Genomic DNA, 11,798 nt, shown 5'->3' with positions numbered 1-11,798 from the left:
GGCGCAAGTCTACCGCCACGCATGTAAAGAAATCACCGGGAAACCGGGAAAGGAGGCCCATTATGTGGCTTTTTCTGGCTTTCATCGCCGTACCTCTGATTGAGATCGGTTTGTTCGTCAAAGTTGGTGGTTGGCTGACCCTTTGGCCAACCCTTGCGATTGTGCTGTTGACGGGCATCATCGGCACGCATTTGGTGCGGCAACAAGGCATTAAGGTGCTGGGAGAGCTGCGCAATTCAATGTCGCAGATGCGCGACCCGCTTTCGCCGCTGGCACATGGGGCGCTGATCGTGCTGGCAGGGGTTTTGCTGCTGACACCGGGGTTTTTCACCGATGCGATCGGGTTTTTGCTGTTGGTGCCATCAGTGCGGCAGGCCGTCATTGGCTTTTTGGCATCGCGCGTGCAAGTCAACAGCTTTAGCGCCAGCTTTCAGGCGGGGCCAAACCCACACCCAAATTCTGGGCGCCGCAGTGACGATATAATCGACGGCGAATATTCCGATCTGTCCGACGCGCCAAAACCACAAGCCACGTCGCATAAACCCATAAACAAGCACCCTTCTGGCTGGACAGAGCATTGAGACCGTTTCAATGACCTGCTAAACAATGCGCAACGAATTTATGGGAGAGTAAGATGACCGAAGCAAACGGGGCCGCCGCGGCCCAGCCTTCTGAAGGCGTAAAAATGCAAGTCCTTGGCCAGTTCATCCGCGATTTGTCGTTTGAAAACGCTGTGGCGCAACGCGGCATGCAGGCCGGCGACGTGCAGCCCGATACCCAAGTGGCCGTTAGCCTTGATGCGCGCAAGCGGTCGGCTGACAACCAATTTGAAGTGATCACCAAGTTCCGTGTTACGTCGAAAAACAAAGCCAATGATGAGGTTTTGTTTGTGGTAGAGCTGGATTACGGCGGCATCTTCCACGTTGAAGGCGTGCCAGAAGATCAGATGCATCCGTTCTTGCTGATCGAATGCCCCCGTATGCTGTTCCCATTCGTGCGCCGCATCATTTCAGATGTGACCCGCGATGGTGGCTTCCCGCCGTTGAACATCGACACGGTTGATTTCTTGGCGCTGTACCGTGCCGAGCTTGCCCGCCGTGTAGAAGAGCAAAAAGCGGCACAGCCAGCCAACTAAGCTGTTGATATAAATTAGGAAAGGTCGGGCGCTTTGCCCGACTTTTTTATTGGCGTTTACGCCAGATCGCAGTTTCACCCAGTTTCTCGACAAAAGTGATATGGGCCGTGATCTCGACCTCGGTAATGCGCGGGGGCAGGGCGGTCGGGCGCGGTTTTGGCCGCCACTCATCAGCTTGGGGACCGCCTGCCGCACGCTGGCTTTCGGCTGACAGAGCAAAATCGGGCTGGCGGCCGCCAATCAGCTCTAAATACACCTCGGCCAGAATTTCGCTATCCAACAACGCGCCGTGCTTTTCACGGTTCGAGTTATCAACCCCGAAACGGCGGCACAGCGCATCCAGCGACGCGGGTGAGCCGGGGAACTTTTGCCGCGCAATCGCCAGCGTATCCAGCGCTTGTTTCAAAGGCAGTTTCGGCAAGCCGACAACGCCCAACTCATGGTTAAGGAATTTCATATCAAAGCTGGCGTTGTGAATGACCAGCAGATCGCTGCCAACAAAATCAAGAAATGCCTGCGCAATATCGCGGAAAACCGGTTTGTCGCGCAAGAAGTCATCGCCCAGCCCATGCACCTCAAACGCGGCTTTGGGCATGGGGCGTTGGGGGTTGATATATTGATGATAGGTGCGGCCGGTGGGCATGTGATTGAACAGCTCAACAGCGCCGATTTCGACAATGCGGTCACCTTCGGTCGGCTCAAACCCCGTGGTTTCAGTATCGAGTACGATTTCACGCATGGCGCACCTCTCGGATATAGCCAATCAGCGCAGTCACACAGGCACTGGCCGCAGATAAGCTAAGGGTTTCAATGATATGCGTCGCGCGTTGCCGCTTATCAACGTCGGGCATTTGGCGCGATAGGATGGTTTGAAACTGCGGCTCGGTCATGCCCTCACGTGCCATAACGCGGGCGCGCTGCAGGGCAGGGGGTGCGGTGACCAGAAGCGTGGCATCCATATCGGCCTCGGTCCCTTTTTCAAACAAAAGAGGGATGTCAAAAACAGCGATATCGGCGGTGCAGGCAGCCAGAAACGCGGCGCGGTCTTGGGCAACCAACGGGTGCACGATCCGCTCAATCTGGCCCAAGGCTGTTGGATCTGCCGCAATAACCGCTTTCAACGCCGTACGATCAATCGCACCCGCGTTTTGCGCCTGTGGCCACAGCGCTGTAATCGGCGCCACCGCCGCACCACCCATTCCATACATCCGGTGCACAGCAGCGTCAGCATCCCACACTGGCACGCCAGCAGCCGCAAAAAAACCAGCAGTGGTCGATTTGCCCATACCGATAGAGCCGGTTAGCCCCAACAGATAGGGCATCACACGCCCATCACGGCATCACGGGTTTCCTCATCCACCTCGGGGCGGTGGCCAAACCAACGCTCAAACCCCGGTGCGGCCTGATGCAACAGCATGCCAAGGCCATCAACCGTTTTACAGCCCCGCTCGGCTGCGGCGGTTAGAAATTCGGTTTGAAGTGGGGTATAAACGAGGTCATTGACCAAAGCTTTGGGGTTTAGGTTGTCCAGCGCGATGTTCAATTCCGGCTTACCAATCATGCCCAAAGCGGTGGTATTGATAACTGTGGCAGCATCATCCAACATATGCGGAATTTGCACCCAATCCACCGGCGTAATCTTGGCCCCAAAATCAGCGCGCAACGCCTCGACACGGGCGCGGGTGCGGTTGGCCAGACGAATTTCGGGCACACCAACCTCTATCAACGCGGCGATGACTGCACGGGCCGCACCCCCCGCACCAAAGACCACCGCAGGGCCAGCTTTGGGCTGCCAATCCGGAGCGTTTTGACGCAGGTTAGCGATAAAACCAGAACCATCGGTATTGTCGGCATGAATTTTGCCATCGCTACGGAAAATCAGCGTATTGGCGGCGCCGATCAAAGCGGCACGGTCGGTCACAATATCAGCCAAACGAATGACGGTTTCTTTGTGGGGAATAGTGACATTCAGACCGACAAAACCCATCCTGGGCAACATGCGCAATGCCTCGGCCAGATCGCCTTGGCCGATATCCATAGGGATATAATGGCCTTTAATACCATAGCGTTTCAGCCAGTAATTGTGCAAAATCGGCGAACGGCTGTGTGCGATCGGCGAGCCGATAACCCCTGCCAGTGGAATGCGCGGATGGTCTGTCATGTCTCTATAAATCCCCTCGATCTGAGATAGCCCAAGAGCGGCAACAGGGGAAGCCCAAGGATGGTAAAGTAATCACCCTGAACCGCAGAAAACAGGCGCACGCCTTCGTGTTCTAGTAGATAGCAGCCAGCGGAATGACGGATGCTATCCCAGTTTCGATCAACATAGCCCGCCAAAAATTGGTCAGATACATCATGCATAGTAAGCTGTGCCTTACCGATATGCCGCCAGACCGGTTCACCCTGATGATAGGCGACGATAGCCGATAGCAGATGATGCGTTTGGCCCCGCAGTTGGGTAAGCTGGTCAATAGCATCTTGTTCTGTCGAGGGTTTTCCCCATACCTTTCCTTTAAAATCAAGTACTTGATCACATCCAATTACAAAGGCATCAGGGTTTTTCTCGGCCAGTTTTCGGGACTTCATTTCGGCGAGCAGGTCTGCGATGTCGCGCGGCTTGGCACCTTCGGCCTCTAGGCTGGCGCGAATAGCCTCTTCATCTATGCGGGCAGGGGCGTGGGTAAACACAAGACCGGCGGCGTTTAGCATCTGTACGCGGGTTTTGGATGACGAGGCGAGAATGATTTCTGGGGCAGTCATGGCTGTGAACAGTCCTGTGGAAAATCTTGATATGTTCCGGCATGCAGTTTTGTGGAGAACGCAGGGTTTAGAGGCTGGTGTGGGTAAAGTGGGCTTTTTGAAAAGCTTTCAGAGATGATATCCACATGTGGACAGCGGGTAAATACGGGTTGGGAAAACTGTGCTTAGGTTCCCCATGTGGAAAAGTTTTTAAGATCAGATGGAATTCAAGTATCAGAAAACTATACGTTTTTATAGGCTCCTTTTTTTATTCACATTCCTATCCACAAGTTGAAATCTGTGGATGAATACTGGGGCAATTTGCGCTATTCCCATATCCATAGGCCCATCTATTACTACATCCTCTATAAATACTTATATTTATTAGAAGTAAGAAAAGGAAAATCACATGACTTCATTTCTGGCGGATGTCTATCTTTGGGTAAAAGCACTGCATGTCATGTCGGTCATCACGTGGATGGCCGGGTTATTTTATTTGCCACGGCTGTTTGTGTATCATGCCGAGCAGGTGCAGACGGGTGAGGTAACAGATAAGCTGTTTCAAACGATGGAGATGAAGCTGCTACGGGTGATTATGAACCCGGCGATGATCGCTACATGGGTTTTTGGGCTTTTGTTAGTGGCAACACCGGGGATTGTGGATTGGTCGATGGTCTGGCCATGGACCAAAGCGGCATCGGTGATTGTGATGACTTGGTTTCATCATTGGCTTGGCCTTCGGCGGAAGGATTTCATGGCGGGGCAAAATACGCTGACAGGGCGGCGCTACCGAATGATGAACGAGCTGCCCACAGTGCTGATGATCGTGATTGTCTTGTCGGTTATCGTCAAGTTTTGACGCGATGATTGACTTTTATCTAAGGCTCGCCTAATTGCGAGTGAGCTGGACCGTCCGGTCTGTAAAGCGATTCCCATTTCTTAGGCGATGTCTGGCCCCGTTTTGGGGTTTGGACCAAGGATGATTTAGAAGATGAACGAAGAAAATACCATTGTTGAAGAAGAAGAAGACGTGCAGCGTCTTAATCTTGCGGATCTAAAGGCGAAAACGCCTGCCGATTTGCTGGCGATGGCAGAAGAATGGGATATCGATAACGCACCCTCGATGCGCAAGGGCGAGATGATGTTCTCGTTGCTGAAAGAGCATGCCGAAGAAGGCTGGGAAATCGGCGGCGACGGTGTGTTGGAAGTGGTGCAAGACGGCTTTGGCTTTTTGCGGTCGCCTTCGGCCAACTACCTGCCCGGACCAGATGATATTTACGTTTCGCCCGAGATCATTCGGATGTTTTCACTGCGTACCGGTGACACGATTGAAGGTGTGATTGCGGCGCCGCGTGAAACCGAGCGTTATTTCAGCATGACCAAGGTGACGCGGATCAACTTTGATGATCCAGAAAAAGCACGTCATAAGGTCCATTTTGACAACCTGACGCCGCTGTACCCGGATGAGCGGTTTAAGATGGAAGTTGACGATCCGACATTGAAGGACCGGTCAGCGCGGATCATCGACCTTGTGGCCCCAATTGGTAAAGGCCAGCGTGGGTTGATCGTCGCGCCGCCGCGGACGGGTAAGACTGTGCTGCTGCAAAATATCGCGCATTCGATCGCAACCAATCATCCGGAATGTTATTTGATCGTTTTGCTGATCGATGAACGGCCTGAAGAGGTGACGGACATGCAACGCTCGGTTAAGGGCGAGGTCGTGTCTTCGACGTTTGACGAGCCAGCAACGCGTCACGTAGCAGTGGCCGAAATGGTGATTGAAAAGGCAAAACGGCTGGTCGAGCATAAGCGCGACGTGGTGATTTTGTTGGATTCGATCACGCGTTTGGGCCGTGCATTTAACACGGTTGTGCCATCATCTGGTAAGGTTTTGACCGGTGGTGTGGATGCGAATGCGTTGCAACGGCCGAAGCGGTTCTTTGGTGCCGCGCGGAACATCGAAGAGGGTGGCTCTCTGACGATTATCGCGACTGCGTTGATTGATACTGGGTCGCGCATGGATGAAGTGATCTTTGAAGAGTTCAAAGGTACGGGTAACTCGGAAATCGTGCTTGATCGTAAAGTTGCGGATAAACGCGTGTTCCCAGCAATGGATATTCTTAAATCTGGTACGCGTAAGGAAGATCTGCTGGTTGATAAAAATGATCTGCAGAAAACCTATGTTCTGCGGCGGATTTTGAACCCAATGGGGACGACCGACGCGATTGAGTTCCTGATTTCGAAGTTGAAACAAACAAAATCGAACGCAGATTTCTTTGATTCAATGAATACATAAAACCGACAGGCCTTTGTTCGAATCTTTCGGTTTTCGCAGCCTTGATAAGGAAGCGAAAACCGATTTTGTTTGTGAAGTCTGTTCTTGGCTGGGGAATTTGCAATGATCGATACGATTTATGCGCTGGCCTCGGCACGGGGGAAGGCTGGCGTGGCCGTTGTTCGTATATCTGGACCAAAGGCGCATGACGCCTTGGCGATGATGACGACAGTGCCGAAAACGCGGCAAGCAAGCCTACGAAAATTGATGTGGCAGGGCATTTTGTTAGATGAAGCGCTTGTTTTGGTGTTTGATCACGGCGCAAGCTTTACGGGGGAATCGAGTGTTGAGCTTCACTTGCATGGGGGGCAGGCAGTCGTTGCCGCTGTCTTGGGCGCTTTGGCTAGTATTGAAGGCCTAAGGTCTGCAGAAGCTGGAGAGTTTACGCGCCGGGCGTTGGAGAATGGGTGCCTTGACCTTACGCAAGTTGAGGGGCTTGCGGATTTGATTGATGCAGAAACCGAAGCGCAGAGAGTGCAATCCTTGCGGGTTTTGTCGGGTGCCATTGGTAAAAAAGTGGACGGCTGGAGGCGTGATTTGGTAAGGGCCGGGGCGCTTTTGGAAGCGACTATCGATTTTGTCGATGAGGATGTTCCAATTGATGTAATGCCCGAAGTTCATGAATTATTGGCCGGATTGAAAACCGAATTAACCAAGGAAATCGAAGGTTCAAAGATTGCTGAGCGTGTTCGAGAGGGTTTTGAAGTTGCGATTGTTGGTAGGCCAAATATAGGAAAATCCACACTTTTGAACGCGTTTGCAGGCCGTAAAGCTGCAATCACTTCGGAAATTGCGGGAACAACGCGCGACGTTATTGAAGTTCGGATGGATGTCGACGGCCTTGCTGTTACATTTTTGGATACGGCAGGGCTTCGGGATACCGAAGATAAAGTTGAGGCATTGGGTGTTGATCTTGCGATTGAACGCGCAGATGCTGCAGATCTTCGGATTTTTTTGACTGACGGTGCAGATGAAATTGTTGGCGTTCTGCCACAAGACGGTGATTTGATCGTTCTTGGCAAGGCTGATACTGAGGGTGATAAGGTATCCGACTTGGTTCGTGTTTCTGGCTTAACGGGCGAGGGCGTCTCGTCGTTGCTATTGGCGGTTTCAAAAAGCTTGTCCGACAGAGCGGCCGCTGCGGGAACCTTGACCAGAGCACGTCACAGAAATGCTATTGTTGGCGCCGTTCATGCGTTAGACGCTGCATTGGATGAGTTGGCAAAGCCATTTGCTGTGGTGGAGTTGGTGGCCGAAGAGCTGCGATTGGCCGCGCGTTCGCTAGAAGTGTTGTTGGGACGAATCGACGTTGAAGTATTGCTTGGGGAAATATTCGCAAGCTTTTGTATTGGCAAATAAGGATGTTTCACGTGAAACAGTTTGATGTAATCGTAGTGGGTGGTGGTCATGCCGGCTGTGAAGCCGCCGCAGTTTCGGCGCGTATGGGCGCAAAAACTGCTCTTATTACATTGAAACGTAACTCTTTGGGCGTCATGTCGTGCAATCCTGCGATTGGCGGGCTTGGTAAAGGCCATCTGGTTAGAGAAATAGACGCGTTTGATGGGATAATGGGCGTAGCTGCCGACCTGGCAGGTATTCAATTTCGGCTTTTAAACCAAAGCAAAGGGCCCGCTGTACAGGGCCCGCGCACTCAGGCAGACAGAAAGCTCTATCGTCACGCAATTCAGAAAATCCTGAGCTCGACGCAAAATTTGCAGATCATTGAAGGTGAAGCAGTTGATTTCATTCAAAATGGAACAAAAATTTCCGGAGTGACCTTGCACGATGGCACAGAGCTTACATCGCATAGTGTAATTCTGACTGCCGGAACCTTTTTGAATGGAATCATTCATATTGGCGATAAAAGAAGCTCGGGCGGCCGGATGGGCGATCTACCATCTATTCGTTTGGCCCAAAAGCTGGCAGAATTCGGATTTTCGAGAGGGCGTTTAAAGACCGGTACTCCGCCGCGTTTAGACGGAAAAACAATCGATTGGGATAAATTGCAAATGCAGGCGGGTGATGAAACTCCGACCATGCTTTCATTTCTAAGCGAAAAGCCGAGTGCCCCGCAGATCAGTTGTGGGATCACGGAGACGAATGAGCTAACGCATGAGATTGTTCGGTCGAATTTGTCGCGTTCTGCAATGTATGGGGGGCATATTGAAGGTGTCGGTCCCCGCTACTGCCCATCTATTGAGGATAAAATCGTTCGATTTGCCGATAAAACATCGCATCAAATTTTTCTTGAGCCTGAAGGAATCGATGACGATACCGTTTATCCAAACGGTATCTCTACGTCTCTTCCCGCCGACGTTCAGGAAAGCTATGTAAGATCTATTGAGGGGCTTGAAAATACGGTCATCCTTCAGCCGGGTTATGCGATTGAATATGACTTCTTTGATCCAAGGGGGCTCTCACCTAGCCTTTTAGTGAAAGGCTTTTCGGGCCTCTATTTTGCCGGTCAGATTAACGGGACTACAGGATACGAAGAGGCCGCTGCGCAAGGGCTGGTTGCTGGGTCAAATGCTGCTGCGGCAGCCCTTGGGCGCGATGAAAACATATTTAGCCGCGCCGACAGTTATATTGGCGTGATGATTGATGACCTCACAACCCGCGGCGTTTCAGAGCCTTATCGGATGTTTACGTCACGTGCAGAGTATCGTCTGGTGTTACGCGCTGACAATGCTGACCAACGTTTAACGCCAAAAGCTATTGCACTGGGCAGCGTAGGGGCCAAAAGGCGAGCGATTTTTTCTGAAAAGATTGAGTGCTTGAATCGGTACAAGTTATCATTGGAAACAATAACTTACACGCCAAAGCAGATCTCGGATTCAGGTTTCAAAGTGCGCCAAGATGGATCTCGCCGAAGTGGCTTTGCTGTCCTTTCTCACTTAGAGGGCGGTGTCGGTGAGATATCGCAGCGCTTACCCCAGTTTCCAGATATTCCTGTTGAGTATTTGACCCAACTTTGGCGCGAATCATTATATGCGAACTATTCGGACCGCCAAGCCAGCGAAGCAGTAAAGCTTAAACGTGACGAAGAAACGCGGATTCCAGTTGAATTTGACTATGAAAACCTATCGGGTTTGTCTCGGGAATTGTGCCTTAAATTGGTTTTTCATCGGCCGTCATCTATAGCTCAAGCTAGTAGGATCGAAGGAATGACGCCTGCCGCTCTTGTACTAATTCTCTCACGCCTCAAAGGCGCTTCAAACAGGCGCGATGCAATATGAATGGTTTTGATCTGATTGACTTGCCGGGCATTAATGTTTCACGTGAAACAGTTGAAATGCTTAAAACCTATGAACAGCTGGTTCGGAAATGGAACCCCACAATAAATCTAGCTTCCAAACAAAGCATGGCGGAACTTTGGAGTCGCCATATTGTTGATTCTGCGCAAATTTTTCCACATATACCCGAGGCATCCAAGCTTTGCCTGGATGTAGGGAGTGGGGGAGGCTTTCCGGGCATTGTTCTAGCAACGATTTCTACAGCTCTATCGCAAGACCGCCAATTTATTCTGGTAGAATCGGATCAGCGTAAAGCTACCTTTTTGCGCCAAGTGATCCGTAGCCTTAAATTGAAAGCCGAGGTGCGATCTGACCGTATTGAAGCGCTTGATAAAATTGGCGCTGATTTCTTCACTGCAAGGGCATTGGCGCCTTTGTCGAAACTCTTGGTGTTTGCACAACAACACTTAAACCCTCAAGGTATTTCTATATTTCCGAAGGGCGAGAACCATTTAGAAGAAATAAGAGAGGCCCAAAAGCTTTTTCGCTTTGACTATCAGTTGATCCAAAGCGTTACGGATCCCAAAAGCGCAATCTTAAAAATTCACGGAATTGAAAATGTCTGAAGCCCTAACTGAGAATGCGCCACGAATTATTGCCCTTACAAACCAAAAGGGCGGGGTTGCCAAGACGACGACTACAATCAATTTAGCCGCGGGTCTTGCAGAGCTTGGGGCGAAGGTTCTGATCATCGATCTAGATCCGCAAGGGAACGCGTCGACCGGTCTGGGTGTAGAAAGTGCAAACCGTGGTCTGACAACCTATGATCTGATGGTTGAAGATGCGCCGCTGAACTCGGTGGTAAATGAGACCGGCGTTAAGGGCGTTTTCATTTGCCCAGCCAATTCAGATCTTTCTTCGGCGGATATGGAGATGATTGCAAATGAAAAGCGCAGTTTTCTGCTCCATGATTCATTGCGCCAACCTGCGATGGCCGGCTTCGGCTTTGATTTTATTCTCATAGACTGCCCACCTTCGCTTAACCTTCTGACGGTAAATGCCTTGGTTGCATGCCATTCAGTGCTTATTCCGCTCCAAAGTGAGTTTTTTGCATTGGAAGGTCTCTCTCAATTGATGCTTACTATTCGCGAAATTCGCCAAACTGCGAATGCTGATTTGCGTATCGAAGGCGTACTGTTGACCATGTATGACAAACGGAACAACTTATCGCAGTTAGTTGAAGCAGATGCGCGGGAAAACTTGGGCGAATTGGTATTCAAAACAGTCATCCCGCGCAATGTTCGTGTCAGTGAGGCGCCATCTTATGCCTTGCCTGTTCTTGTATATGACTCGGCATCAAAAGGATCCGAAGCGTATCGCGCTCTTTCGCGAGAGATCGCAGAGCGCTATGGTTTGAAAGTTAGAAAGAATAAGGTGTGAGCTGATGGAAAAGAAACAAGAGCGGCGTGGCTTGGGGCGAGGGCTTTCTGCTCTCATGTCGGATATCAACCTGGCACCTGAAAAAGTCGGCGAAGCTCAAGAGGGGCGGCGTCAAGATCTGCTCATTTCGGTTGAGAAATTGACTCCAAACCCTAACCAGCCACGTCGTGACTTTACTTCAGATGCCTTGGAAAGTTTAGCTGCTTCTATTCGGCAAAAAGGTGTTCTGCAGCCTTTGATTGTACGCCCGATTGCGGGTTCAGATATGTTTGAAATTGTCGCGGGTGAGCGTCGCTGGCGTGCTGCTCAGATGGCGCAAGTTCATAAACTTCCCGCTATTGTTCGAAACTTCGACGATACAGAGGTGCTTGAAGTCGCGATTATTGAAAACATCCAACGCGCCGACCTGAATGCCATTGAAGAGGCTGCAGGTTTTCGACAACTCATGGACCGTTTTGGGCATACACAAGAAAAGATCGCTGAGGCACTATCGAAAAGCCGGAGCCACATTGCGAACTTGCTTCGTTTGCTTAATCTACCGTCTGACGTCCAAGACCATATACGCGCTGGTAGCCTTTCAGCAGGTCACGCGCGGGCCCTTATTAATACGACCGATCCATCCGGTTTAGCAAAGTCGATCATCGAAAAAGGGCTTTCAGTTCGAGAAACTGAAAAACTGGCGCGCGAGACATCCACAACGCCACCTCGATCAAAGGCGGCGGGTAGTCGTGGCCGGTTTGAAAAAGATGCGGATACCCGTGCATTAGAGGCTGATCTGGCGGCTAACCTTAAGATGTCAGTCAGTATCAATCATGAGCCAGGAGGCGAGCAGGGCACATTATCGATACGCTACAATACGTTGGATGATCTTGATAATCTGTGCCGCACTCTTTCGCAAATGGATCGCGAGTAACTA

The 11,798-nt window shown here is 51.1% G+C and carries 13 protein-coding genes; 9 read left to right on the top strand and 4 right to left on the bottom strand.

Features of this window, described 5'->3' with window-relative positions; all coding sequences use genetic code 11:
- Positions 1-62: 62 nt before the first annotated feature.
- Positions 63-581 (top strand): FxsA family protein, encoded by a 519-nt coding sequence (locus ACEN2J_RS15795; protein WP_442107071.1) that lies wholly within the window; start codon positions 63-65, stop codon positions 579-581.
- 53 nt (positions 582-634) lie between these two features.
- Entirely contained in the window at positions 635-1,135 is a 501-nt protein-coding gene (gene secB, locus ACEN2J_RS15790) for a protein-export chaperone SecB (protein ID WP_442107070.1), read from the top strand.
- 46 nt (positions 1,136-1,181) lie between these two features.
- Here the strand turns inward: secB and dnaQ are convergent, their stop codons facing one another.
- From dnaQ to ACEN2J_RS15770, 4 genes are read right to left on the bottom strand one after another with little or no spacing between them, the layout of a single operon-like run.
- Positions 1,182-1,874 carry a DNA polymerase III subunit epsilon gene (gene dnaQ / locus ACEN2J_RS15785; protein ID WP_442107069.1) on the bottom strand — a complete coding sequence of 231 codons (693 nt, stop codon included), beginning with the start codon at positions 1,872-1,874 and terminating at the stop codon, positions 1,182-1,184.
- Positions 1,867-2,460, bottom strand: a complete 594-nt coding sequence (coaE, locus tag ACEN2J_RS15780) for a dephospho-CoA kinase (protein ID WP_442107068.1) — start codon at positions 2,458-2,460, stop codon at positions 1,867-1,869. Before coaE ends, dnaQ begins: the two co-directional genes overlap by 8 nt.
- Positions 2,457-3,296 carry a shikimate dehydrogenase gene (locus tag ACEN2J_RS15775; protein ID WP_442107067.1) on the bottom strand — a complete coding sequence of 280 codons (840 nt, stop codon included), beginning with the start codon at positions 3,294-3,296 and terminating at the stop codon, positions 2,457-2,459. The genes coaE and ACEN2J_RS15775 overlap by 4 nt, the downstream gene beginning before the upstream one ends.
- Positions 3,293-3,895 (bottom strand): Maf family protein, encoded by a 603-nt coding sequence (locus tag ACEN2J_RS15770; RefSeq protein WP_442107066.1) that lies wholly within the window; start codon positions 3,893-3,895, stop codon positions 3,293-3,295. Before ACEN2J_RS15770 ends, ACEN2J_RS15775 begins: the two co-directional genes overlap by 4 nt.
- Positions 3,896-4,283: 388 nt before the next feature.
- Here ACEN2J_RS15770 and hemJ point away from each other — a divergent pair, with 388 nt between their 5' ends.
- The 7 genes from hemJ to ACEN2J_RS15735 all read left to right on the top strand — a co-directional run bounded on the left by hemJ (position 4,284) and on the right by ACEN2J_RS15735 (position 11,795).
- A complete protein-coding gene (gene hemJ, locus ACEN2J_RS15765) occupies positions 4,284-4,733 on the top strand; it encodes a protoporphyrinogen oxidase HemJ (protein WP_442107065.1) in 450 nt (149 codons plus the stop codon).
- A 132-nt stretch (positions 4,734-4,865) separates the two neighbouring features.
- On the top strand, positions 4,866-6,170 hold the full coding sequence (gene rho, locus ACEN2J_RS15760; RefSeq protein WP_442107064.1) for a transcription termination factor Rho: 1,305 nt from the start codon (positions 4,866-4,868) through the stop codon (positions 6,168-6,170).
- A gap of 105 nt (positions 6,171-6,275) precedes the next feature.
- Positions 6,276-7,568, top strand: a complete 1,293-nt coding sequence (gene mnmE / locus ACEN2J_RS15755) for a tRNA uridine-5-carboxymethylaminomethyl(34) synthesis GTPase MnmE (RefSeq protein WP_442107090.1) — start codon at positions 6,276-6,278, stop codon at positions 7,566-7,568.
- 11 nt (positions 7,569-7,579) lie between these two features.
- The gene (gene mnmG, locus ACEN2J_RS15750; RefSeq protein ID WP_442107063.1) at positions 7,580-9,445 is read left to right on the top strand and encodes a tRNA uridine-5-carboxymethylaminomethyl(34) synthesis enzyme MnmG; all 1,866 of its coding nucleotides are present in this window, start codon (positions 7,580-7,582) and stop codon (positions 9,443-9,445) included.
- Positions 9,442-10,068: a 16S rRNA (guanine(527)-N(7))-methyltransferase RsmG gene (gene rsmG / locus ACEN2J_RS15745; protein WP_442107062.1), complete on the top strand. Its 627-nt coding sequence runs from the start codon at positions 9,442-9,444 to the stop codon at positions 10,066-10,068. Before mnmG ends, rsmG begins: the two co-directional genes overlap by 4 nt.
- Positions 10,061-10,882 carry a ParA family protein gene (locus ACEN2J_RS15740; RefSeq protein ID WP_442107061.1) on the top strand — a complete coding sequence of 274 codons (822 nt, stop codon included), beginning with the start codon at positions 10,061-10,063 and terminating at the stop codon, positions 10,880-10,882. Before rsmG ends, ACEN2J_RS15740 begins: the two co-directional genes overlap by 8 nt.
- A 4-nt stretch (positions 10,883-10,886) precedes the next feature.
- A complete protein-coding gene (locus tag ACEN2J_RS15735) occupies positions 10,887-11,795 on the top strand; it encodes a ParB/RepB/Spo0J family partition protein (RefSeq protein WP_442107060.1) in 909 nt (302 codons plus the stop codon).
- The last annotated feature ends 3 nt before the right edge of the window (positions 11,796-11,798 follow it).

Origin of the sequence: Pseudorhodobacter sp. W20_MBD10_FR17 (genome assembly GCF_052119765.1) — a bacterium.
Lineage (GTDB): Bacteria > Pseudomonadota > Alphaproteobacteria > Rhodobacterales > Rhodobacteraceae > Pseudorhodobacter.
This window is presented reverse-complemented; position numbering and strand designations above follow the sequence as displayed.